Raw genomic sequence first — 22,788 nt, forward strand, 5'->3', positions numbered from 1 at the left:
TGCAGCTCCTTCTGATCCCAGTGAATCGAAACGGAGAGCGCGCCGCAAGAGGTTAATAGGTCCTGAGCCTAGCATTACAGTTGCATATTTATCTATGATCTGAATACATGGGTTTCCATGATTCGGAGGTCATGGATGGCAGGTGCATCAATCGAGACGACGCTTGAGCTATGGGCATCATCGTTGCGCGACGTGAAGGCTCGCTTGCGCGCGCTGTTTACGCAGGATCGAGTTGCAGCATCTGCGAACCTTTTCCTGGACGGCTTGCTGGGTGACGAGCGGCGTAAGACAGGTTGGATGCGTGCTGAAGCGGCCGGTGATCCCGGCCCGTGGCGGCAACAAGCCATTCTGGGGCGCGGGCGCTGGGACGCGGACGCACTTCGCGACATCGTGCGAGAGTATGTCGTAGAGAACCTCGCCACGGATGATGCGGTCCTGGTCATCGACGAGACGGGCTTCCTCAAGCAGGGCAAGACGTCGTGCGGTGTTGCACGTCAATATACAGGTTCGGCTGGCAAGATAACGAACTGCCAGATCGGTGTGTTCGCCGCCTATGTGTCCGTTCGCGGTCATGCCTTTATCGATCGAGCCCTGTACTTGCCTAAGAGCTGGACTGGCGATCCGGCAAGGCTTGCAGCAACTCATGTTCCTCAGGCTACATCCTTCGCTACCAAGCCAGGCCTGGCTGTCGATATGATACGGCGGGCGCTGGCAGCCGATGTGCCGTTTTCATGGGTGGCCGCAGATGCGGTGTATGGCGTCGGGGACGTCGAAGGAACCCTGCGCCGAGCCTGCAAAGGCTACGTTCTTGGGGTTAAATCGGACCACCATTTTGGCTCGTGGTCGGGAAAGCCTCCGGTCGCCGGCACAGCGCAGGAGATCGCCCGTGATCTCGATCCAAGCGCATGGCAACGTCTTTCCGCCGGTGAGGGCACCAAAGGCGCGCGGCTTCATGACTGGGCCTACTGCGAACTCGCCGATCTCGATGCCGACCAATATAACGAGACGAAATCGGGGCTTTGGACCCGTGGCCTACTGATCCGGCGCAATATCAGCGACGGTGATCTCGCATTCTTCACCACATGGTGCCCTGCCGGGACGGACATCCAGACGCTCGTTTCCGTTGAAGGCCATCGCTGGGCGATCGAAGACAGCTTCGAGACCGCCAAGAACGAGCTCGGACTCGATCACAACGAAACCCGGTCATGGCATGGCTGGCATCGCCACGTCTCCCTCGTCATGCTGGCCTTCGCCATGATGGCGGTGATCCGGTACCGCGCCAATGACGCGACGCCCCAAAAAAGACCGCGGATGCCGACCATCAGGATTTGATCCGCTGGTCTATCCAGGAAGTCCGGCGCATCGCCATCAGACCCGCTCAGCGTCGCATAAACCCCGCCTACGTCATCGCATGGTCATGCTGGAGGCGCGCCCATCAGGCGGCCGCTCGACGAGCTCATCTCAAAACTAAAATGCAACTGTAATGCTAGTTCCGTACGTCAGCGCCTCCAAAAACAATCTGGTTGCGGACGGACGGCTTGAAGAGGCCGTAGAGGAAGCCCTCGATTCCGCTGCTTGCTGCATCTAACATCGACACGTGTTCCGGCGAGAGGGTTACATCGAGCGCACCGACATTATTACCCACCTGTTCGGGACGGCTGACGCCCATAAGGGTACTGGCGACGCCCGCGCGTCCGACGACCCAGGCAAGCGCGATGCGGGCCGCGGACTCTCCGGCCTCGTCGGCGACGCGCTTCAGGACATCGACGATGTGCCAGTTACGATCGGTGAAGAGAGTATCTCCGAACGGGTTGTCCCCGTCGAGGCGTTTGTCGCCATCGTCACGCGCGCTCGTTCCGGCAGCGCCCTGGTTGGGAACACCACCCTTGCGGGAGCCGCTGGCCTCGACCGTGGCCCGGTCGTACTTCCCGGTCAGCAGACCATAGGCAAGGGGACTCCACGGGACGAGCCCCATGCCCGCCGATTGACCGAGGGGTAGGTGCTCAGCTTCAACCCCGCGCTCGACGAGCGAGTAGAAGTACTGAAGGCCTATGGGTGCCGGTAGACCCCGCAGCCGGGTGATGGTGGCGACTTCCGCTGCATACCAGGCCGGAGTGTTCGACAGACCCCAATAGCGGATCTTGCCGGACCGGACGAGGCCTGCCATCGTCTCCGCCATCTCCTCAGCAGGAGTGATGCCGTCCCAGATGTGGATCCAGTAGAGGTCGATGAAGTCCGTTTGGAGACGCTTCAGCGAAGCCTCGACTGAGGCATGGAGGTGCCGGGAACCGTTTCCGCCCGCGTGGGAGCCGCGACCCGTAGAGAAACCTGACTTCGTTGCGATTACCATCTGCTCACGTAAGCCCCCTTTTGCAACGAATTGACCGACCATCTCTTCAGAACGCCCCCCGGAGTAGGCGTCGGCCGTGTCGATAAAGTTGCCGCCGAGCTCGACATAGCGGTCGAAGACAGCCCGGCTTCCGTCTTCGTTCATGCCCCAGCGGGGCGTGCCGAAGGTCATTGTGCCGAGTGCTAGCGGGCTGACGAGGAGCCCGGAGGCACCGAGAGGACGATAGGTTTGGAGATCCATGGGCTGAGCGCTCTTTCTGAGACTGATCGTGATGGATCATGAAGATGGCACGAACATCGGCATTCGATTAGGCTATATTCGGCGTATGGGTTGCTGAAGGAATTTCATGAATGGATCGCGACCTTTGGGCTGGCCTTGCCGTCTTTGCCGAGATCGTAGAGGCTGGGAGCTTCACGAAGGCGGCAGCGAGGATGGGCCTCTCACCCTCGGCACTAAGCCACGCGATGCGCGGCCTTGAGGCCAAGGTCGGCATTCGCCTTCTTGATCGGACGACTCGTTCGCTGGCCCCGACCGATGCGGGTGAGAACTTACTCCGGCAACTTCGACCCGCGATGGCGTCGGTCGAAGGGGCGCTGGGGACGCTCGACGCCGGACGCACCCGGCCGGCGGGGCGCATTCGGATCAACGCCCACCGCATGGCAGCCGTCCACGTCGTGCTTCCGCGGCTGGCGGCCTTCGCCAAGACGTGTCCGGATGTCGCGGTCGAGCTCATCGTAAACGACGGGCTCGTGGACATCGTCGCCGAGCGCTTCGATTGCGGCGTGCGTCACGAAGGTCAACTCCAGCTGGACATGATCTCGGTACGCATCAGCCCTCCAGTGCCGCTCGTCTTCGCCGCCGCTCCCTCATACCTGGCGTCGTGCTGCGCTCCGCAAGTACCGGACGAACTGAGCCGACACCGCTGCATCTGCTACCGCTATACCTCCGCGGGAACGATGCACGTCTGGGAGTTCGTGTCGGGAGAGAGCATCATCCAGCGACCGGTCACCGGATCGTTTGTCACGAACGACATCGACGTCATGCGGGACGCCGCCGTCTCCGGGGTGGGCGTGGCTTGCTTGCCTGCCCCGCATGTCGAGGAGCATCTCAAGTCCGGTGCACTGGTCGAGGTTTTGCGCGGCTGGGCGCCAATCCTGCCCCCCAACCACCTTTACTATCCCCATCGTCGACAGCCAAGCGCCGCTTTCCAAGCTTTCATCGGGGCGATGCGAGTCCCGAGCGAGGCCTGAAGGCGTTGCAGACACAGCCGGACTGACCACCACACTGGCTTCGAAGTCAGGCTGGCTTGTCGGCTGCGAAAGCAATGCCCTTCTGCGCGCGAATTGCTTCGAGGCGGCGAATGAGCGCGGCCTCTATGTTCTCGTAAGCCGTGCTGCCGAGCGCGAGCCGCAATGGCGGATGTTCCGAGTCCCCTGCCTCGATCATTGCGTCGACTGTGAGCCTGGCATCGCCCTTGATGGCGAAACTGCCCGTGACCACGCTGCGGCGCATGTCGCCCGACGGCGTCGCGTCATAGACCTCCGTCGCCTCGGCTTGGTCGAGGCCCTCGCCGAAGTTCGTGGCGGTCGGCCCTGGCTCGACGAGCACACAGTCGATACCGAACGGAGCGACCTCCTGCGCGACGGCCTCGATGAACCCCTCAATGCCCCACTTTGTGGCGTGGTAGAGGCCGAAGGCCGGATAGGCGACCTGACCTCCCTCCGAGGACACCTGCATAATGCGTCCGCCGCTTTGCGCTCGTAGATGAGGAAGGCTGGCCCGGATCAGCTGTATTGATCCGACGAGGTTCGTCGCGATCTGCCGCTCTATCTGCGCGTCACTGACATCCTCAGCTGCGCCGAACAGTCCGTAGCCTGCATTGCTGACGACGACGTCGATCCGCACCTGCGAGGTGAAGGCATCATCGACTACACTGCGAACAGCATGTGTGTCGGTGACGTCGAGGACCAATACCCTCAGATGTTCTCCGTACCGCGTTGCCAGATCGTCCAGTGCGTCCGAACGGCGGACTGTCGCGACAACGCGGTCGCCGCGCTCAAGCAGCTTCTCCGTCATGATGCGACCGAGGCCGGACGAGCCGCCTGTGATTAGCCATGTCTTCATCTTCATCTTCATCTCCATCTGTATCGACCAGGCCAATGTAGCGATTACCGAAAGATGAGATAAGCTCACCGAATGAGCATGACCCGGTGAAGGAACTACACCAATGCGCAAGCCCAGTTTCGTTGAGCTTTCGGCTTTTGCCGCCGTCGCCCGGCATCGGAGCTTCCGGCAGGCGGCCGACACGCTCGGCACGTCCCGCTCGGCGCTCAGCCACACCTTGATCGGTCTTGAGCAAACGCTGGGGGTTCGTCTCCTCAATCGCACGACAAGGAGTGTGTCGCCGACCGAGGCAGGAGATGAGCTCCTGCGCCGGATCATCCCGGTGCTTCGGGACCTTGACGAGGCTCTCGATGCTGTAACGGGAGAGGCTGGCGCCATCGCAGGCACCTTGCGGATCAATTGTGGAACAGCATCTGCGGAGCTGCTCCTGAGAACCGCCGTTCCGATCTTTACCGAGCGTTGTCCCGGGGTCACCCTTGATCTTATCAGCGACGGCCGATTGATTGACATCGTCGCAGAAGGGTTCGACGCGGGCGTTCGCCTCCGCGAGACTGTGCCGCAGGACATGATCGCCGTTCCGTTCGGCGGCGACGTTCGCTTCCTGGCGGTCGCGGCCCCCCATTATCTCAAGCGTCGTGGAAACCCTCTCGTTCCGGACGACTTGCGGGGACACCGCTGTATCCGCCACCGGATGCCGAGCGGAAAACTCTACCGATGGGAGTTCGAAAGACAAGGAGAGGAGATCGTCATCGACGTCCCCGGTTCGCTGACGCTCGACGATAACCGTTTAATGGTCGGGGCAGCGGTGGACGGACTTGGGATCGCGTTCGTGGCCGAGTCTTTCGCCCTGGCCGAACTGCGAGCGGGCCGCCTTGTCGCGTTGCTGGAGGATTGGTGCCCTGCCTATCCGGGGCTCTGCCTTTACTATCCCGGGCGCCGTCACGTGCCAGCCGCGCTAAGGGCGTTCATTGATGTGCTGAAAGATGGCGGCTGAGAAGAAAGTCGTCAATGGCGCCTGTCTCACACCGCGCCGTCAAACGGCAGGGAAAGATCGACCTTCTACGGAGGCCTACCATGCGGGCGCACTTGTGGGGTGTTTCGAGACGGTCGAGATGAACGCAGGATACCGGCGAAGACGTCGTAGGTCCCGGTGATATCATGGCGCAACTGGTAACGATTATGGTTGCCGGTCAAGCGACTCCTCCTAGTTTGGAGGCGTACCGCTCTATCATGCGCAACACTCCGCATGTCGCATGGATTCGCTCGTGTCGCCGGCCGCCCGCAGAAAACATCCCTTGCCTGCTTGTGCGCCCTCAACACCTAACCGAGCCTGTCTAACGCAGCTTCGATGCTGGCACGCTTGTCAGCCGGGCAGGCTTCGATACGCACGCTGGCGCCAGTTCGGTTCTGAGTTGGTTGCTTCGCGATCTCCCGCTCAGACAAAACGCACGCGATCCAGCCCGTCTTTGGCGTAAAGCCATAGGTAGATTTTACTTCTTGCTGAATTGCTCTGTACGTTGCCATGTGACCCTCCCAAGTCTGACGATGCGCCGAAGGCGCACGAGTAGTCGGGCAAATGGTAACGACGAGTTGTGCTGCAAGTCCGATTTTTGGTAGATCAGCACCGGGTCACAGCGTGTGCGGCGGGTATTCCGAACGACAGGCCACGCTTTCGCCAAGCCATATTGAGCTTGTCGACGATTTCGATGACCGGCGTTTCAGGGAATTCATCATGAAGCTCATGCGCCAGCTTCATGCGGTCGAGCATTTTGGTCGGATTTTTCGCTGCACGATCAGCTTGATTGTTGACTTCTGCCATCAGGTCACGAGTCATATTAGGGTCCAGACTCAAAAGAAACGCGCTGGCCGAGGAATCTCAGTCAGTCTGTTGTGAGGTGTTCGGTTGATGAGAGCCGGCTCCCATAGTGGGATGAACCTCTATCGGAACCTTGTCCCATCACGTGGAGAAACCCGGCGCTCTCCGCCGGGCTTCAAGCTCACCCGACCCAAGCTGAACCCCTCCAGCCAAGCCGTGCGCATTTCCAGCTGATTGTGTAGAAATGGGCAGTCGCTGACGAATGAGGTCATCTGCCGGCCCGCGACTTCTCCAAGTCGCAGGGCTTCGTCTCGATCTTCACCAACAAAGCTCATTTGTCCCTCCTCGTTGCGCGTGGGGGAATTATGTGATGGCACCGATTGCGACAAGTGCTCTGAGCGAACTAGCCGGCAGATGATGGGACGTCGCTTCATCTAATGATGGGTAACGTTGTTGCGCATGTAGACCTGCAGCTTGATCGGGTCATAACCGAATTCTTTGCTGTAGGCCTGAATGAGGCGCGCCAGGAATACCTGCGATTCTCCGGCAGCAGCATGCATCTGCAAGTGCCGAACACAGTCTGCGAATGTCGGTTTCATTGCGCACCTAGTTCTGGATGGAGGACTGGGAAAGAAGCCGTCATGGTGCTGATTACCCGCTTCAGATCACGGCCAGAAGCAGGGCGATCGCCAATCCGAAGAGCAAGAGGCACTTCACCACGACGAGCAGCACGCGGCGCATCTTGAAGGAACGTCGCCCCGCCAGTGGCGAGAGAGTATGATCGAACGCTTCATGACTTCTAGGGGACAGGCTTCGATATGCAGCTTTGCCTCCCCATTCGTCGATGGCGACGACGTGTGAACGCTTGATGGATGGCTTTTTGGAAGACATGTCGTCCTCCTCGATTTGAGGCCAAGGCGTTTAGCCCTTAAGCGGCAGCGCCCGCGAAATCTGCTGCAGAAGATTTACCCTGCGCTGAAGGTAGGCTGTTTGCAATGACTATGACGATCGAAGACAAACCAGCGGAGGATTTGTGTGAATAAGCACAACTGGAACGAGTCGCGCTTCTGCTCGTTGGGTCGAAAGTAGAGCGCTGGGAGTATTGCGTTATGGACCCGAAAAAATGGGATAGCCCTGTTACCTTCGAGGAAAACAGTCGCGGCGGCTTCAGGACAATTGCAAGCACAGAAGAGGCGGCATGGGTACTGCTCATGGACTGGCCAGTTCGAGGGACAAAGGCGCACCAGCGGGCCAAGGAGGTAATGATGTTTGTTCTGTTGGGAGAGCGTCCGCCGGAGGAGGCGCACAGTGCATTCCTTGCTGCCGCTGCCGATGCAAATGTCTTTATTCGAAACGCTTGAGTAACGCGCGAATTTTCATTCACTGTCCGTGAAGTTTCAAAGGCGTATGCTCTACATTTTTCTTTGCCGTCTATTGAAGCCCTATTCGCACAAGCCCTGACGTGAAGCGGCCAAGCACCATCTTGCCGGAGAGTGATGCCGCCGCCCTTTTTGGGGGGCGGCGGCTAAAATCTTAGCTCATTGGGAAAAGCCATCGACACGATGGCAAGGTGAAGACGGGTTTGAAATCAAAGAGGTTTCGACAGCAGTCTGATTTCTTTCAGGAAGGTCAGCCGAAAGTCTGGTGGTGCCCCTGCCAAGGAATTGAACCTGGATCTGCTACAGACGAGGTAGCTGCTCTAGCGTTGAGCTACGAGGGGCATGTTCTCCATACGCCGCCATTCGGCCCGCCTTGCAAGTCGGTTCCGCCAGTAAAGTTAGCGGGTAGGGTTACCCGCCACCGCGCCAGCGCATCACGGTGATGCGTTCGAAAAGTTACTCAGTCTTCAATACGAGGCCGGCAACATAGAAAGACCTTCTCCGACGATATCTCGGGGTAGGTGAAAGCTCGTATTTAAGAGAACGTCTAGCGGCTGGCTGTCTGCAGCAGACGGCAAAGCTGCACGAGCGCACGCGATGCATTCCGAGGGTTCACGTCCAATCAAAGCAATCGGTAAAGGCGTACACTGTTGGTTTCCACGAGGAACTGAGCCGGGGGATGAGCCTTCTTACGAAAAATGTTTGACAGTAGCGCACAGAAATTGCGCCCGATTAACTCTTGGTCAATTGAAATCGAAAAGTATGCGTCAGTCCCGCATGACGCTGGTTAGAGCCGCTGCTTACACATGACGTCTTCCCGTCGGCTGGCGAACGAGGTTTCCATGTCTTTCATCGATCGACTTCTCCAGGGCCGCAGGATTGTGACCAAGGTCCTGCTTTTCGTCGTCCCCCTGGTGCTGCTGATCGCCGGTGTCGGTGTGGCTGGCTTCTTCACTTCGACAATGCTCAACGGGCACATGACGGTGACGCGCGCAACGATCGAAAACATCGCCGACTTCGACAATCTTCAGAGCGCATTGCAGGAGCTGTCGCTCAGGCCAAACGAAGCGACGCTAGCGCCCTTGAAGCAGGCGATTGATCGGCAAGGAGAGGGGGCCGAGGTTTTGGACGGTCTGCTGTCGTCCGAAGATCGCCAGCGTATCGATACGGTCATGCAGTTGGCGCCCGCCATGAAGGTTCGTACAGAAGCGCTATGGACGATTAAGACCGAGCGCGATGCCAACGCCAGCGATATCGCCGAGCGCCTCGCTTCGATCAAGACGCTCGCAGGGGACGTGAGCCAGAAGCTTGGAAACCTGCAGAAGAAATCCGACGGGCAGGAGACATTCGCAAAGAGCGCGCTGTTCGAATCCTACGCCTACACGTCCGTGGCCGAGCGCCTGGCGAGCCTGCGCAGCGCCATAGAAAAAGCCGCGTCCGACGACGCTACCATCAAGCTAGCAAACTCACAGGCGGGCGCTCTGCTTGCCGAGTTCAACATGGTAAAGCCGCTGGTCCCCGTGAAGGTCATGACTGCGCTCGAGCCTGTGCGCGCGGTTGGACAGCGGCTGCAGACTGTTGCAGGCACAACAGGCGTTGACGATGCCGCCACCCTTGCTCAGACCTTGAAGCGCGAGGCTGCCGGCCTTGAGCCACTGCTGGCGGATTTACAGGCCAATATTCTCAGATCGTCGGGCGCCGCAGCTGAAAGGTTCGTGAAGCTCGAAGCCGATGTCACGATGCTTCGGCAACTTCTGGCCGAGGTCCAGTCGTCGCTGTCGTTAGTGGATGCCCTGCAACTTCACATCGAACGTCTCGGCGCACAGCTAACCGAAGCGGCGCAGGACGTCGTGCTTGCCGATATCGCCGCCTTACAGGCGTCCAGCCGGAAGGTCGCCGAGCTTGGAAGCAAAAATGCTACGATGAGTGCGTTTTCGCAGAAACTTGAACCCGAGCTTGCCGCACTGAAGGGTGCGGCCACCGCCATGCTAGTGATTGAGACAAACTGGAACACCGCCCGCGCTGCCGCGTCCGATACGCTTTCTAACGGCATGGCCAACCTCCAAGACTTCATTTCTCAGGCGCAGGAAACTGGCAAGAAGGACAGTGAGCGCTCGGCCAATCTTTCCGTGGTCGCCATGGTACTTGGCACCGTCCTCGCCATCGTCGGCGGTCTGATGCTGGTTGAAACGCTACGTGGACCTCTTAAACGGGTCACCGACGTTATGAAGAAACTTGCGGAGGGCGATCTCGACGTCGGTATCGAAGGCCGCGACCGTGGTGACGAGATAGGCGATATGGTGCGCTCTGTCAGCGTATTCCGCGACAACGCCCGCGAAAACATTCGTCTCGAACAGGAAGCCGCAGCCATCCGCGCAAAGTCCGATGCCGAAGGCACGCGTGCTGCACAGGAGCGGGCGCGTATCGCCGCCGAACAGGAGCACGCTCTGACCGCATTGTCGGGCGTCCTCTCGCGACTCGCTAACGGCGATCTGCAACAGGGGCTGAGCGAGGATCTGCCGGATGATTTTGTTGATATGGCCAAAACATACAACACAGCAACGCAGGCGTTGCGCTCCACACTTCTCGACGTGCGCATCGCGACGGGCGAGATCAGCGACAGCGCCGAAAATCTCTCGGTCTCAGCCGACGATCTCGCCCGCCGCACAGAGCAACAGGCTGCGGCGCTCGAGCAAAGCTCGCGAGCGCTGCGCCACCTTGACACGCTAGTCGGCTCAACGGCCGACAGTGCCCGCAAGACCGCACTGGCGGTCAACGAGACCGAGCAGTTTGCCGTCCGTTCCGGTGAGGTCGTGGCCCGCGCCGTGGGCGCGATGGGCGAAATCAGCTCGTCTTCGAACCGGATCGCCACCATTATCGGCGTCATCGACGAAATCGCCTTCCAGACCAACCTCCTCGCGCTCAATGCGGGCGTGGAGGCGGCGCGGGCTGGGGAGGCGGGTCGCGGCTTTGCCGTCGTCGCCCAGGAAGTGCGCGAGCTCGCACAACGTTGCGCCGGTGCCGCTCGGGAGATCAAGGGCCTGATCTCGGCCAGTGCCGTGCAAGTGGAGAGCGGCGTGCATCTCGTCGAGGAAACGGGCCAAGCGCTTTCCCGCATCATCGGCCATGTTACCGACGTCCGTAAACTGGTCGCCGCCATATCGTCGGCTACGGCCGAACAATCTACCGGCATCAGCGACGTCTCCAAGGCCGTCGAGTCCGTCGAGCACATTACCCAGCAGAACGCGGCGATGGTGGAGGAAAACAATGCGGAGATACATGGACTGCGCCAGCGCGTGGAAATCCTCGCCGATAAGATCGACCGCTTTCGTGTCGAGGAACGATCTTCGTTGAACGATGGCGCTAGTTCACTTCAGGCTGCTTAGGTTGTAGCAGTCGCAGTTGTTGCGATTCCAACTGCCATTCTCGCCGACGTAGACTGACGCTGATGACATACGGCATCAACGTCAGTTTACAGATCGGCGGAGACAGCTTTTCAATTGTTGATGTGTTGTGTGAGGCAGGCATCGGCGCGAATGGAGCGCTGCCCGTAGATACTGCCGAAATATGCAAATTTGCTATTTTCGCGCAACGAAATAAAAACGAGAATAATGTAATATACGGTTGCACGGTCTGTTCGACGGCCGCTCGCTTTCACTTCAGACGCCACAGCCGAAGGTCTCGGTACGGTTTGTTTGGCGCGGACTTCATGATGCCTCTGGACGCACTCACCATTTCCAAAGCCGATTTCGGCATGATGCGCGACGTCCTGGAGCGTGAGTGTTCGGTTCGCGGCCAGACAACCAGTGGCGTTGAACGCAAACGTCTGGCAAGGCTGATCATGTATGCGTATCGCGACGGAATGGTTTCCGAGGCAGAGCTGACCGCTCTCGTGCGCCGGGAGGCTGATCATAGCCAGATGCTTCCGACTGGACGCTATCTGAAAGACTTTCCGTCATCGCGTTAGCAGGTGTGATGTTGGTGGGCATATCGTGAGCTTCGGTCGGGTAACGTCCAGACGATGTGGGATAAGGCGGTTTCGAAATGGACGGTGCAGATTACGCGGTGGATTTGGATCCGCGACTTTCCAATTACCGCGTCGAGGTATTCCAGCACGGCGTCAGTCTGGCAACGACGATAATGGAGCGGGCCGACCTGCATCTGCTGCTCAAGGTGACCGGACATCTCGAATTTGCAGATTTCGAAAGCTGGTTGGCAGCTATAGCCGACGTCACCCAGCGCCCGTGGTTCACGCTGGATGCCAAGGGGACGGTCACCTATCACGTGACATTGACGCCCGAGAGAGCAACCCACGCGAACAGCTCGGTCCACTAGCCCTGACGATCAACATCGGAGGTCATCCGGAGCGGTTCGAATTCGATTACGGATCGGTCCTCTTGCTAGCCTCCGCCAATTAGGGTCTTTGGTTCCGATCGTACATCAGGGCCTTGAGCAGACTTCAATGACAGAGGACGAAGCAAAACGTTCAGCGGACGCCCTTTCACTTATTGCCAACCCCATCCGCCTTCTCATGATAAAAGCTCTGGCCGGCGAGGAACTGTCGGTCGGGAAGCTGGCGGACATGCTGGGCTTGTCGCCCTCCGCTGCTTCGCAGTACCTGAAAAGGCTCAGGACATCGGGACTGCTCGTCGAGAGGCGAGACGCGCAGTTTCGGTACTACGCGGTCAAGCCTGCGGTTGCCGAGGTCGTGCTGAGATTGGTGTCTCTTGCGGAAGAGCATGAGTTCCATCCGCAAGGACAGCAGTGGCGCTCTAACAGGCGTCCCATCAAAAGACGACCGAAACGCTGATGACGCGCTATTTCTTCAGCATCGAGCGGCGAACCGGGTTGTGCGCCGATGACGAGGGCCGCAAGTGCGTTTCTGATACCGAGGCGCGGATTGCCACCGCCTTCCTCTGCAAGATTGCCGGTGAGAGCCTTAAAGCGGGGCATCGTCTTGAAATCGACGCAATCCGCATCACCAAGGGTGATGGGATTCTGGTCTGCAGCAAGCAGTCTTGGCTGGCAGATCTGATAGTTCTGCTTTCAGAGAAAATTTACATTCTGTCTCAACTGTTCCGACATGGATCACGATTATGTTGCCGCTAAGCAAAACATTAGTGGTATTCGATTATGCGCAAGCTTTTTTCAACAGCCATTCATTCCTTTCAATATGCAATATCCGGCAATATCGGCATCATGGCAGCAATGATAATGCCCGTCCTCCTTGGTGCGGGCGGTGTGTCCGTCGATGCTTCCAATATTATGTGGGCGAAAAGCACTTTGCAAAATGCGACCGACGCGGCAGCACTCGCCGCGGCATCCGGGCTCGCGAACGAGCAGATGTCGGTGGACGAGGCAAAAAAGCAGGCGAGGGCGTTCCTGCTGGCTCGAATGGCGAGCCCAATAGATTCTCTGTCATCGACAGGCGATGATGCAACTCTCAGCTCGCCTGATGTTGATATTGATACGGCAGCAACGGGGGTTGGAACCGGCAAGCGATTTGTCGTTTCGGTCAAATCCGAGTTTATCGTTCCGCTGACTCCGATGACGCGCCTGCTCGGTGCGTCCAGCATAAGCGTCCATGCTGAAAGCCAGTCTAAGGGGCAGACAGCGACCGAGAGTTCGCTTTCAATGTTTCTCGTTCTCGACAAGTCCGGATCAATGAACGAGGCAACAAACAAGAAGGGCGTCAACAAGCTTCAGTCTCTGAAGCTTGCAGTCGAGGGTTTGCTGGCGCAGCTCTCGAAGGCCGATCCAAATGGAAAGTACGTGCGGACCTCTGCAGTTGCTTACAACGACAAAGCAGACGCACCGAGTGGGTTAAGCTGGGACGAAGGTGTTACCTTGGCCTACGTAAAGAAATTGGCGTCAGGCGGCTCGACAGACTCCAGCGGCGCGATGAAGACGGCATATGCTGCGTTGACCGATCCTTCCGAAACAGCTGTTCACGTTGCTATGACTGGTTTGACGCCAAAACGGTTCTTGGTGCTAATGACGGATGGTGACAACACGGCCGTCAAGAACGATACGGACACCAAAGCTATTTGCGACAAGGCCCGATTAACGCAAACGACAGTCTACACGGTGGCCTTCATGGCGCCGGCAAAGGGCAAGTCTCTGCTGTCATCCTGCGCGACAAGTGCGGCTAACTTCTTCCAGGCTGAAGATGCGGACGCGCTAATTGCGGCATTTGCCTCGATCGGCAGAGACGCGTCGATGCTGGCGGTGCGCTTGACGAAATAAATTCACATAGGGGTATAACAAGGCCTCCCTGTGTCTGCGCTGGAGACAAGCCCGTTGCCTTTAAGACTCATAGAATCTTTTAGCGTCACGCTATTATCCGAGCAGTAAGCAATTTACGTCAGAGTATAATCTGTGTTAAAGATGATAAAGAACTAATAAAGATAATAAAATTGTTTGAAGATTTCCAATTCGTTGCTGGATTCGAAACTTTTTATGCTTTTGTTTTGCTTGATCAAAAATTGGAGAGGGAGATTTGCACATCATCATTGTATAACATACCAGGTCTTAATTCGTCCATTTAAGCGAACTGTGTTTCGCCGTCCTAAGTCATCGCGTGAGGAGCGGGTTTCGTTTGGCCTATTTCGGGAGGCAAATGGCCAAGCATACAGCCTCGATCTCCAAAATGAATAGCCAAGTATACAGTCGTTTTTTGCACGCTTAGGGCTTCTCTCTGTGTCCTTTGATCTTTCTAATTGCATCATATTCCCGCAGAACGCGGCTCATTAGCGTTTTTTAATTGGAAACTGCCAGTTGCATGCTTACATTGTAAATCCGCTAATGGAAAATGAGTATCTGAAAAGCACTTCAAGCAACAATTCGTAAACGTCTAGCATCTGTGTAAATGAATATACCGAGAAGTTTCCGTAGCTCCATCGTCTGAGCAGCAAGCTCGATACTTGCAGCCGTGCTTTCCTCGGCCATCGCGGCATTTTTCTGGGTTGCTTGGTCCATCGCATTCACGGCGACGTTGATCTCCCGCAGGCCCACCGCCTGTTCCCGGCCGGCCTGGACGATGGCGGTGATGTTGACATCGATGCTCGTGACCTTGCCGACGATCTCATCGAGCGTTCGGCCTGTTTCTCCAACGAGCGCCACACCCTTCTTCACGACTGCCTGTGACGTCGAAATGAGCGTGCCGATTTCCTTGGCGGCCCTCGCGGATCGTTGCGCCAGTTCCCTCACTTCCTGTGCAACCACCGCGAACCCGCGCCCGGCCTCGCCGGCCCGCGCCGCCTCGATGCCTGCATTGAGCGCCAGCAGGTTGGTCTGGAAGGCGATCTCGTCGATCGCGTCTATGATGCCACTGATCGCTTGGGAGGCATCGGCTATCTCTGCCATGGCAGCCACGGCCTCCCCGACGACCTCCCCGGACCGTTTGGCTCCTACCCGCGTCTCGGACACGAGACGGCCGGCTTCCTGGGCGCGGGCGCTCGTGTCGTTGACGGTCGTCGTGATCTCTTCCAGAGCTGCGGCTGTCTCCTCCAGGCTGGCTGCATTCTGCTCGGTTCTGCGCGAAAGGCTGCCAGCATTCTCACTGATCTCGCGGGAGCCATCGGCAATGGCTGTCACGCTGTCACCGATGCCGCTCATCGTCGTCCGGAGCTGTGCCAGCGTCGCGTTAAAGTGATGTCTGAGCTCCTCCATCGAAGGAACGAAGGCGCGGTCGAGCGTCCGTGTGAGATCGCCGTCCGACATTGCCTTCATCGCCGTTCCGATCTCGGCGATGGCGCTCATCCTCTCCGTGACGTCGGTTGCGAACTTGACGACCTTGCAGACCTTGCCGCCTGCATCGAGGATCGGGTTGTAAGCCGCCTGGATCCAAACTTCTTTCCCGCCCTTTCCGATCCGCACGAACTCGTTCGCGATGAACTCGCCTGCAGCGAGACGATCCCAGAATGTCCGGTACTCCGCCGTGGCCGCATAGTCCCTGCTGCAGAACAGGCTATGGTGCCGTCCGACGATCTCGGCGAGTTCATAGCCAAGCGTCCTGCAGAAGTTCTCGTTCGCCGTGATGATCTCGCCCGTGGGCTTGAACTCGATGACGGCCTGGGATCGGGAGAGGGCGGACAGCTTGCCCGCGTCCTCGACCGCCTTCTCCCTCGCCGCGGTGATGTCGGCTGCAAACTTGACAACCTTGTAGGGGCGACCACCCTTCATAACGGGATTGTACGTGGCCTGTATCCAGACTTCGCGCCCGCCCTTGCCGATCCGTCTGTACGCTCCGGCATCGAAAATGCCCCCCGCCAGCCGTTTCCAGAACGCCGCATAGTCCGCGGACTCAACAGTCTGCGCATCGCAGAACATGCTGTGATGCCTGCCGACGATCTCTGCGAGGTCGTAGCCGAGCGTCCTGCAGAAGTTCTCGTTGGCGGTGATGACCATGCCTTTGAGGTCGAACTCGATGACCGCCTGCGACCGTGACAGCGCGTCCGCGATGTCCGTCCCGTGTCCTGCAGCCCGGCCGTGCGCACCCGTCTTCCATCCGAACATTGTATTATCCCCTTATCTCTTTCCCGCGGCGATCCGGCTGGATACCTTTCGCACGTATTTCTGCGGGCCTGCGGCGGGTCTTCCGACCAGATACCCCTGCGCATGCGCGCAGCCTTCGTCGGTGATGATCTTGTACTGCGCGGAAGTCTCGATTCCCTCCGCGGTGACCGGCAGTCCAAGGGAGCGGCCGAGGCTGACCACCGAACGAACGATGGCCCGCGCGCTCGGGTCGGTCGCCATGCCGGCGATAAAGCTGCGGTCGATCTTCAGTCCGTCGAACGGAAAGGACTGGAGATTGCTGAGCGAGGAATAGCCTGTTCCAAAGTCGTCCATGACCACCTTGACCCCGAGCGCCTTGATCTGCGTAAGGATGTCGAGCGTCATCGCACGGTCCTTCAGGAGCGCCGTCTCCGTGACCTCCAGCTCCAGGCGCTCGGGCGAGAGACCTGTGGCGTCCAGGATGCTGCCGACGACGAACGCGAGGCTGGCGAGCCGGAACTGGATGGCTGATACGTTGACGGCCACCTTAAGTGCCGGGTTCCATTCGACCGCCTGCCTGCAGGCTTCCATCAGAACCCATTCCCCGATCGACAGGATGACGCCGCTTTCTTCGGCGATGGGTATGAAGATGTCGGGGGACACATTACCCCGCGTGGGATGCGTCCATCGGAGGAGCGCCTCGTATCCGACCGTTGCCTTTGATCCGATGGCTTCGATGGGCTGGAACTGCAGGTGCAGCTCGTTCCGGACGATAGCCTGGCGAAGGTCGTTCTCGAGCTGCCTGCGATCCCGCCGCTCGAGGTCCATCGCCAGGTCGTAGAAGGCATGGGTCCCCCGGCCGCCTGCCTTTGCGCGATACAGAGCGACGTCGGCCGCCTGCGTCAGTGCGTCGGCATCCAGTCCGTCCTTCGGATAGACGGCGATACCGATGCTGACGCCGACCGCGGTCGGATCGACGGAGACGTTCATCCTGTCGCGGAAGGTTGCTCGCACACGCTCCGCCAGCGCTCCGGCCCCGTCGCTGCCCACGCCTTCCGCCGTAAGGATCACGAACTCGTCGCCGCCGATCCGGGCGACCGTATCGCCTCCACGGCAGCAGGTCCTGAGAATCTCGGCGACATCGCGAAGGACGCGATCACCCTCGGCATGCCCGAATAGATCGTTCACGGCTTTGAAGCGGTCGAGATCAAGGGCTAGGAGCGCAAACGGTTTTCCTGTCCCGGAACCGCGCGCCAACTGCATCTCGAGGGTGTCCTGGAAGGTCGATCGGTTGGTCAGTCCTGTCAGGATGTCGTGGCGGGCGAGGTATTCGACCTTCTTCTGTACGGCCCGCCGTTCTGTAAGGTCGCGGAGCGCCACAACCTGTGAGGGGCGTCCGCCATATTCGATGGTGTGCACGGCGATCTCGAAGATGCGGGCCTGATTACCGACGAGCGGAAAGGCCTCCAGTGCGGCCTCGCGCGGTGTGTCGACCCGGTCACCGTCCGAAACCGTCATCAGACTGTCGGGCCGGATGCCGACGAGGTCCGAGGCCTCCCGCTCGAGGAGATGGGCGAAGCGGCCGTTTGCCTCGATGATCACACCGTCCCGGACGATCGCAAGGCCGTCGAGCGTCGAGTTGGCAAAGCCCTTCAGGTCGACGAGGTGCCTGTCTATCACGACAGCGACGATCGAGGTGACAAGGATCAAGAGCGTGATCACGGCGATCGCAATGGTCAGCCACATCGCGTCCTCACTCCCGGTGACGAGGGAGGGCAGGGACGGATCGGGTGTGATGATTGTCGCCGACATCGAGGTGAAGTGAAGTGCGCAAATGCCGAGCACCGCGGCGATGGCGGCGGGTACGATGCGTATCCGCCCTCGCAGTTGTGTGAAGGCGAGAAGCGACAGGCAGAAAAGGGCGAATGCGACGGCCGCTCCAGCGGCGATCTCAGCCCAGCCGAAATTGAGCTGGGCGGCCGCGTCAAGACCTGCCATGCCGACGAAGTGCATTGCGGCCACCGCAAGCGTGACGAGCATGGCTGACATCGCCACGGGCTGCCGGCCTTTGAACCCCTCTCTGATCGCGATCCAGAAACCTGCGATGGCAATCAGGGCAGACAGCGTGGTGAAGAGGAAATCGAAGCGCAGCGACACGGTGCCCTCGTAGGCCAGCATCGCGACGAAATGGGTCGCCCAGACGCTGAGACCGGCGGAACAGGCTGCGACGATACGCCAGTTGCGTCGGCGCGCGAGCGTGCTTTCCTCCGACCGCATGAGAAGATGGAAGAAGGCGAGCATTCCAACCGAGGCGATGACGGCCGAGATTGCCGTTATCGCGGTGTCGTGGCGGTCGATGACGCATTCCAGAACCGTGAACATCCTGTTTCTCCTCTCCGCCGCCCTACTGCACCAGCACGGGGTTGGCGCAGTCCACGCCCGTGACCTGGATATCGGCCTCGCCGACGCGCACTCCTGCTGCGGCGAGCACGCTGTCTAGCAAGGTGTCGACGGCCGGGGTGACGGCCCCGAGCGTCTTTGCCAGAGCGGTCTGCAGAACCTTCGGAGGCGACAGGGACAGGCCGAGAAGCAGCTTGACCTCGACTGCCAGATCGAGATTGCCGATCAGCGACTGGGTCGCCGAGGTGGTGAGGCCCGTGCTCGAAACCGACTTTGTCAAACCGCTCGCGATGTTGGAAGGAGTGAAGGAGACCCTCTTGATCTGCGTGCCGCCAACCGTGGTCGACGACATGCCGTCGATGGCAAGCGCTGGCGTGTCGACCAGACGCGCCCTTGTCACCCTTGGCTTCGATCCGAAACTCTTCAGAGCCGAGGGATCGACGGCGCCTATCGACACCTCGGCGACACCGGGAGCGGCATCGATCGCGACGGTGGCGTTGTCAGCCTTGCCGCCGTGGCACTGGATGTCTGCGAGCTTTGCTTCAGCATGGGCGACCTCGACATAGAGGGGCAGGGTGATTTTCGTTCCGAGAAGTTCTGCAAGCCCGTCGATCCGGACCGTGGCGGAGAGGCGCACCTGCACCGTTCTGACCGCCTGGCCGGGTTCTCCGATGCGGTATGGAGGCGCGCTGACAGACGGTTCGCCGACGGCGAGGTTGAGGTCGACCGTTCCGAGACCTGGGAGAGCGGCCTGCGTCTGGACGGAAACGAGATTGGAACCGTTCGCCAGCGACGCGCTCGACTGCAGGAGATCGAGCAGCCCCACTTTCATCGAGATGCCGGATTTCGCGTCGACCCTCAGGCGCGACTTCTGGTCAAGGTCGACGAAGCCGCCTAGCGTAAACGTCTCACCACCAGGCGGCACGATCCTGCGCAGTTCGCTGACAAGGCCCGACGCTCCTGCCGCGACACCGCCGTATCTGGCCACGGCGGACAGGAGCTGAGGCATCGTGATTTCGGCCTTCAAGACGTCGTCGTAGGTGGCGGCGGTCAGGTTGAGGTCGGTCGCCAAGCCCTTCGCCAGTCGGAAGAGGTCGATGTCGGCCGCCGCCAGCGAGCGGTAGTCCACAGCGCTGAACGTGAGCTTCGCGCCGAGCATCTTGCCTAGGATGGCATTGAGGACGCCGCCCTCAAGACTTGCCAGCCGCGATCCGATAGAAAACGCGGCTGTCTTCGATACAGCGGCGGTCCCCGTCGCCGACAGCATTGGTGGTGTGGTGAACATGCCCGCGAAGAACAGCGTCCCCGGCTGCTGGACATGGACGCGAACGGCATCCACCAGTTGAGCGGAAGGCTTGAAGCGCTCGTTGGGCGAACGCGCGGGATCGGGCACATAGCGTCCCTTTTCGACCGTGACGCGTCCGGTGGATGCGGCGACGGACGCCTCCGGAAGCAGGGCGCCTTTCACCGTCTTCCATCCCTGCGGAGTCCTGAGCACCATCTTGAGACCGTTGTTGTCCAGATGAGCCAGGACGGCATCGTCCGAATGCGCCATGTCGGAGGCGACCGCGATCGCGGCGAGGTCCGCCACCGTCTGGAGCTGCCGGCGCTCGAGCGTGAGCTGGCCGTAGTCGACCGCAAGGGCGACGATGCCAAGGCAGGCCGGGAGCGCCAGTGCAGACATGACGGCGATGTTGCCCTCCCTGCATGAAACGAGGCCGGACACGCGTTTTGTCAAGGACCCTGCCATCACACGCCACCGATGCGAATGGTGGTGCTCCGGACGATCGTCGGACTCGGCATCGCGAACGTCATCAGGTTCCAGATCGGAAGGTCACTCGCGTCGTACGTGAGCTTGACGGTAAACTGATTGGCGACAGCCGCATCGTCTGCAACCTGGACTGTCAGCCTTGCCTGGTTGATCAGAGCGTATCCCGCAGTCGCCTGGGAAGTCGCGTACCCTGTAGCAAGGGTCGTTCGCTCCGTTGCTGAAAGTCCAGCAACAGCAGATCGGGCGGTATCAGCTGCGATCTGCTGAAGAGAGTGACAGGCGCCCAGGTAAAATCCCCATCCGACCATGCTAAATAACATGCAAATGAAAAGTGGAGCAAGCATTGCGAACTCGATCGCGGCGACGCCGTCTGCGTTGCGCGAAAAGCGTGACAGGATATGCATCGCCAAACTCCGGTCTATTATTGACCGAGCTCCCTCGGTGCACCATAAGGTTGCGCTCAATTTCCTAACGGGGTATTAACGCAACAATCCCGAGTTCTGGTACGATTTTGGACCTTTCTATCTGCGGTTTACTTGAGAAAACGGCTCAAAATAGAACATACGGCTTTCAGAAACCCAACGTCTTCAATGACAACTCCCAATAATGTGGTGATTTAACTCTTGGTCGGCTTGCGTGATCCGATCGTGTTCCAAGGGGTGGTGTAGCTTCGGCAGTCGCCGTGCCTTCCGGACAGAGCCGTGGATGGATCAGCTTGCGGCTGGCAGGCTGATGAGCAAATTATCGCTCATTGTGGCGATTGTCTAAAGTGTCATGTAACGGGACTGCTGGACTGCCCGCTCGTCACTCTTCTCAATTAGCAAGGCACGGACCAGTCTGACGATGGCATCGTCGTTAGGAAAGGTGCCGACGACCTCTGTCCGTCGCTTGATCTCGCCGTTGAGCCGTTCGATGGAGTCTGTCCTGAACAGCTTTGTCCAGAGCGCCTCGCGAAAGGTAATGTAGGCGAGCACGTCTTGCTCGGCGCTGTCCATAAGACTAGCGAGCTTGGGCACCTTCGGCCTGTTCTGATCTGCGCCATTGCGCCATTGCGCCATTGGGCACTTGCGGCCTCTGGCGTGTCGTGGTCAAACGCCGTGGCGATGGAGGCGGACACGACACGTCGTCCGCTCTTCCGGCATGGACGAACGCGTTGCGCATGAAGTGCACCCTGTAGCCAGAAAACACCTTTGACACGGCGGCCTTGATGCCCTCATGCGCATCGGAGACGACGAGCTTGATGCCGCGCAGGCCTCGTCTTGTCAGCTTCCGCAGGAATTCGGTCCAGATCGCCTCAGCCTCGGACGTGCCGAGTTCCAAGCCGAGCACCTCGCGTCGGCCATCTGTGTTCACACCCACCGCGATGATGACAGCGACAGAGACGATGCGCCTGCCGCGTCGGACCTCCAGATAGGTGGCATCAATCCAGAGATACGGCCATTGGCCTTCGATGGGCCTGTCGAGGAAGGCCTTCACCTTTTCATCAACCTAACCTTGCCCGACAGGCAATGTCTGCATTGCCCAAAGGGGGGAGAGTTGGGATACTTGGCTCTTGGAGATGCCTGACATGCCCATGGCGTTGACCAGGTCATCGACAGACCGGGTCAAGATGCCCTGGATATAGGCCTCCTGGATAACCGCCGTCAGAGCCTTCTCGGCCATCCGGCGCGGCTAAAGGAAGCTCGCGAAATAACTGCCTGTGCGAAGTTTGGGAATGCGTAGTTCGACGGTGCCTGCCGGCGTCTCCCAGTCCCGGTCGCGATAAACATTACGCTGGGCAAGCCGGAAATCATTCTTCTCACCATAGCCGGCGCCGGTCTTCCTCCCCACCGCCAGCGCCATGAGCGTTTTGACAGCAAAGCCGATCATCTCGCGCAGCAAATCGGTGTCGGCGCTTTTCTCAAGAAGTGAGCGCAGGTTCATCATGTTATCGGTCATCGGTGGTGTCCCTCAGGTTGGCTCTAAGTAACTCGACCATACCGGATAGAACTGGTGACCACCGCTACGCCGCCTGCTCCCTACAGCACATCGGAGGATCCGCTCGCGAGCGGCTTCGCTATCACCCAGCTACACCACTCGGCGGGACACGATGTTTAATTTCTCATGAACCAATTTAATGGGCATTGGCATTAGTAAAAAATCTAGCTGTACCGTAATGAGCGATACCTGCTCCTAGAACCATCTGACTATATTTCGTGATTTTTGAGCACATTGGCTCGGTGCGTATGACACCACTGCAGTTCGATTCCGCCCAAGGCGTCTGAGCCGGGAGTGGCTGTTCTGCGGAATTAATTTCCGGGCACGACGCAAGGCGTTGGTTCGTGCCATCCGGGCGAGGATAATGGCATAATTATCGACCTATCACACAGACAGGCTTCGTTTATTAAGGCCTGCCTTGCGAGGTAACATAGTCTTCACCTGGAGAAGGCTATGTTAAAGGTGGAAAGCATCG

Annotated in this window: 20 protein-coding genes, 1 tRNA gene and 1 pseudogene; 10 read left to right on the forward strand and 12 right to left on the reverse strand. The window is 59.1% G+C overall.

All coding sequences use genetic code 11. The features are described from left to right. The first annotated feature begins 117 nt into the window (after nt 1-117). Nucleotides 118-1,332, forward strand: coding sequence for an IS701 family transposase (locus C8J36_RS23265; RefSeq protein ID WP_132537663.1), 1,215 nt, complete (start codon nt 118-120; stop codon nt 1,330-1,332). Nucleotides 1,333-1,486: 154 nt separating this feature from the next. Here C8J36_RS23265 and C8J36_RS23270 read toward each other — a convergent pair whose 3' ends face one another. Then, nucleotides 1,487-2,590: an aldo/keto reductase gene (locus tag C8J36_RS23270; protein ID WP_132537664.1), complete on the reverse strand. Its 1,104-nt coding sequence runs from the start codon at nt 2,588-2,590 to the stop codon at nt 1,487-1,489. 110 nt (nt 2,591-2,700) lie between these two features. On the opposite strand from C8J36_RS23270, the gene C8J36_RS23275 reads away from it, so the two are divergent. Beyond that, nucleotides 2,701-3,600: a LysR family transcriptional regulator gene (locus C8J36_RS23275; RefSeq protein WP_132537665.1), complete on the forward strand. Its 900-nt coding sequence runs from the start codon at nt 2,701-2,703 to the stop codon at nt 3,598-3,600. Nucleotides 3,601-3,646: 46 nt separating this feature from the next. Here the strand turns inward: C8J36_RS23275 and C8J36_RS23280 are convergent, their stop codons facing one another. Continuing rightward, entirely contained in the window at nt 3,647-4,480 is an 834-nt protein-coding gene (locus C8J36_RS23280) for an SDR family oxidoreductase (RefSeq protein ID WP_245506716.1), read from the reverse strand. Between the two features lie 97 nt (nt 4,481-4,577). Here C8J36_RS23280 and C8J36_RS23285 point away from each other — a divergent pair, with 97 nt between their 5' ends. Further along, entirely contained in the window at nt 4,578-5,468 is an 891-nt protein-coding gene (locus tag C8J36_RS23285; protein WP_132537666.1) for a LysR family transcriptional regulator, read from the forward strand. A gap of 326 nt (nt 5,469-5,794) precedes the next feature. On the opposite strand, the gene C8J36_RS23290 is transcribed toward C8J36_RS23285, so the two are convergent. The 4 genes from C8J36_RS23290 to C8J36_RS23300 all read right to left on the reverse strand — a co-directional run bounded on the left by C8J36_RS23290 (nt 5,795) and on the right by C8J36_RS23300 (nt 7,181). After that, entirely contained in the window at nt 5,795-5,998 is a 204-nt protein-coding gene (locus C8J36_RS23290) for a hypothetical protein (protein ID WP_132537667.1), read from the reverse strand. 94 nt (nt 5,999-6,092) lie between these two features. Next, entirely contained in the window at nt 6,093-6,308 is a 216-nt protein-coding gene (locus C8J36_RS23295; RefSeq protein WP_132537668.1) for a hypothetical protein, read from the reverse strand. A 416-nt stretch (nt 6,309-6,724) separates the two neighbouring features. Then, complete coding sequence (locus C8J36_RS25090) at nt 6,725-6,889, reverse strand: hypothetical protein (RefSeq protein WP_165915152.1); 165 nt, start codon at nt 6,887-6,889, stop codon at nt 6,725-6,727. 61 nt (nt 6,890-6,950) lie between these two features. Then, nucleotides 6,951-7,181 carry a hypothetical protein gene (locus tag C8J36_RS23300; RefSeq protein WP_132537669.1) on the reverse strand — a complete coding sequence of 77 codons (231 nt, stop codon included), beginning with the start codon at nt 7,179-7,181 and terminating at the stop codon, nt 6,951-6,953. A 218-nt stretch (nt 7,182-7,399) separates the two neighbouring features. On the opposite strand from C8J36_RS23300, the gene C8J36_RS23305 reads away from it, so the two are divergent. Continuing rightward, nucleotides 7,400-7,651: a DUF982 domain-containing protein gene (locus tag C8J36_RS23305; protein ID WP_132537670.1), complete on the forward strand. Its 252-nt coding sequence runs from the start codon at nt 7,400-7,402 to the stop codon at nt 7,649-7,651. 284 nt (nt 7,652-7,935) lie between these two features. Here the strand turns inward: C8J36_RS23305 and C8J36_RS23310 are convergent. Further along, nucleotides 7,936-8,011 (reverse strand) — tRNA-Thr (locus C8J36_RS23310). A 500-nt stretch (nt 8,012-8,511) separates the two neighbouring features. On the opposite strand from C8J36_RS23310, the gene C8J36_RS23315 reads away from it, so the two are divergent. The 6 genes from C8J36_RS23315 to C8J36_RS23340 all read left to right on the forward strand — a co-directional run bounded on the left by C8J36_RS23315 (nt 8,512) and on the right by C8J36_RS23340 (nt 13,915). After that, on the forward strand, nt 8,512-11,055 hold the full coding sequence (locus tag C8J36_RS23315) for a HAMP domain-containing methyl-accepting chemotaxis protein (protein WP_132537671.1): 2,544 nt from the start codon (nt 8,512-8,514) through the stop codon (nt 11,053-11,055). A gap of 62 nt (nt 11,056-11,117) precedes the next feature. Beyond that, a complete protein-coding gene (locus tag C8J36_RS23320) occupies nt 11,118-11,636 on the forward strand; it encodes a hypothetical protein (protein ID WP_132537672.1) in 519 nt (172 codons plus the stop codon). Nucleotides 11,637-11,713: 77 nt separating this feature from the next. Then, nucleotides 11,714-12,004, forward strand: a complete 291-nt coding sequence (locus C8J36_RS23325) for a hypothetical protein (RefSeq protein ID WP_132537673.1) — start codon at nt 11,714-11,716, stop codon at nt 12,002-12,004. A gap of 127 nt (nt 12,005-12,131) precedes the next feature. Then, nucleotides 12,132-12,479: a metalloregulator ArsR/SmtB family transcription factor gene (locus C8J36_RS23330; RefSeq protein WP_132537674.1), complete on the forward strand. Its 348-nt coding sequence runs from the start codon at nt 12,132-12,134 to the stop codon at nt 12,477-12,479. After that, nucleotides 12,479-12,778 (forward strand): hypothetical protein, encoded by a 300-nt coding sequence (locus C8J36_RS23335; RefSeq protein ID WP_132537675.1) that lies wholly within the window; start codon nt 12,479-12,481, stop codon nt 12,776-12,778. Before C8J36_RS23330 ends, C8J36_RS23335 begins: the two co-directional genes overlap by 1 nt. 24 nt (nt 12,779-12,802) lie before the next feature. Further along, nucleotides 12,803-13,915: a VWA domain-containing protein gene (locus C8J36_RS23340; protein ID WP_132537676.1), complete on the forward strand. Its 1,113-nt coding sequence runs from the start codon at nt 12,803-12,805 to the stop codon at nt 13,913-13,915. A gap of 585 nt (nt 13,916-14,500) precedes the next feature. On the opposite strand, the gene C8J36_RS23345 is transcribed toward C8J36_RS23340, so the two are convergent. The 5 genes and pseudogenes from C8J36_RS23345 to C8J36_RS23365 all read right to left on the reverse strand — a co-directional run bounded on the left by C8J36_RS23345 (nt 14,501) and on the right by C8J36_RS23365 (nt 22,274). Further along, nucleotides 14,501-16,186, reverse strand: coding sequence for a methyl-accepting chemotaxis protein (locus tag C8J36_RS23345; protein WP_132537677.1), 1,686 nt, complete (start codon nt 16,184-16,186; stop codon nt 14,501-14,503). 12 nt (nt 16,187-16,198) lie between these two features. Then, nucleotides 16,199-18,547 carry an EAL domain-containing protein gene (locus tag C8J36_RS23350; RefSeq protein ID WP_132537678.1) on the reverse strand — a complete coding sequence of 783 codons (2,349 nt, stop codon included), beginning with the start codon at nt 18,545-18,547 and terminating at the stop codon, nt 16,199-16,201. Nucleotides 18,548-18,569: 22 nt separating this feature from the next. Continuing rightward, entirely contained in the window at nt 18,570-20,315 is a 1,746-nt protein-coding gene (locus C8J36_RS23355) for a pilus assembly protein TadG-related protein (RefSeq protein WP_132537679.1), read from the reverse strand. Beyond that, entirely contained in the window at nt 20,315-20,740 is a 426-nt protein-coding gene (locus C8J36_RS23360) for a TadE/TadG family type IV pilus assembly protein (protein ID WP_132537680.1), read from the reverse strand. Before C8J36_RS23360 ends, C8J36_RS23355 begins: the two co-directional genes overlap by 1 nt. Nucleotides 20,741-21,100: 360 nt before the next feature. Further along, nucleotides 21,101-22,274: pseudogene (locus C8J36_RS23365) on the reverse strand (IS256 family transposase). Nucleotides 22,275-22,788: the final 514 nt, after the last annotated feature.

Origin of the sequence: Rhizobium sp. PP-F2F-G48, from assembly GCF_004342335.1 — a bacterium.
In the GTDB taxonomy this organism is placed as follows: domain Bacteria; phylum Pseudomonadota; class Alphaproteobacteria; order Rhizobiales; family Rhizobiaceae; genus Ferranicluibacter.

Coding starts and splice junctions, on each gene's coding strand:
- C8J36_RS23265 (WP_132537663.1), top strand. CDS start 118: ATGATTCGGAGGTCATGGATGGCAGGTGCATCAATCGAGACGACGCTT.
- C8J36_RS23270 (WP_132537664.1), bottom strand. CDS start 2,590: ATGGATCTCCAAACCTATCGTCCTCTCGGTGCCTCCGGGCTCCTCGTC.
- C8J36_RS23275 (WP_132537665.1), top strand. CDS start 2,701: ATGGATCGCGACCTTTGGGCTGGCCTTGCCGTCTTTGCCGAGATCGTA.
- C8J36_RS23280 (WP_245506716.1), bottom strand. CDS start 4,480: ATGAAGATGAAGACATGGCTAATCACAGGCGGCTCGTCCGGCCTCGGT.
- C8J36_RS23285 (WP_132537666.1), top strand. CDS start 4,578: ATGCGCAAGCCCAGTTTCGTTGAGCTTTCGGCTTTTGCCGCCGTCGCC.
- C8J36_RS23290 (WP_132537667.1), bottom strand. CDS start 5,998: ATGGCAACGTACAGAGCAATTCAGCAAGAAGTAAAATCTACCTATGGC.
- C8J36_RS23295 (WP_132537668.1), bottom strand. CDS start 6,308: ATGACTCGTGACCTGATGGCAGAAGTCAACAATCAAGCTGATCGTGCA.
- C8J36_RS25090 (WP_165915152.1), bottom strand. CDS start 6,889: ATGAAACCGACATTCGCAGACTGTGTTCGGCACTTGCAGATGCATGCT.
- C8J36_RS23300 (WP_132537669.1), bottom strand. CDS start 7,181: ATGTCTTCCAAAAAGCCATCCATCAAGCGTTCACACGTCGTCGCCATC.
- C8J36_RS23305 (WP_132537670.1), top strand. CDS start 7,400: ATGGACCCGAAAAAATGGGATAGCCCTGTTACCTTCGAGGAAAACAGT.
- C8J36_RS23315 (WP_132537671.1), top strand. CDS start 8,512: ATGTCTTTCATCGATCGACTTCTCCAGGGCCGCAGGATTGTGACCAAG.
- C8J36_RS23320 (WP_132537672.1), top strand. CDS start 11,118: ATGACATACGGCATCAACGTCAGTTTACAGATCGGCGGAGACAGCTTT.
- C8J36_RS23325 (WP_132537673.1), top strand. CDS start 11,714: ATGGACGGTGCAGATTACGCGGTGGATTTGGATCCGCGACTTTCCAAT.
- C8J36_RS23330 (WP_132537674.1), top strand. CDS start 12,132: ATGACAGAGGACGAAGCAAAACGTTCAGCGGACGCCCTTTCACTTATT.
- C8J36_RS23335 (WP_132537675.1), top strand. CDS start 12,479: ATGACGCGCTATTTCTTCAGCATCGAGCGGCGAACCGGGTTGTGCGCC.
- C8J36_RS23340 (WP_132537676.1), top strand. CDS start 12,803: ATGCGCAAGCTTTTTTCAACAGCCATTCATTCCTTTCAATATGCAATA.
- C8J36_RS23345 (WP_132537677.1), bottom strand. CDS start 16,186: ATGTTCGGATGGAAGACGGGTGCGCACGGCCGGGCTGCAGGACACGGG.
- C8J36_RS23350 (WP_132537678.1), bottom strand. CDS start 18,547: ATGTTCACGGTTCTGGAATGCGTCATCGACCGCCACGACACCGCGATA.
- C8J36_RS23355 (WP_132537679.1), bottom strand. CDS start 20,315: ATGGCAGGGTCCTTGACAAAACGCGTGTCCGGCCTCGTTTCATGCAGG.
- C8J36_RS23360 (WP_132537680.1), bottom strand. CDS start 20,740: ATGCATATCCTGTCACGCTTTTCGCGCAACGCAGACGGCGTCGCCGCG.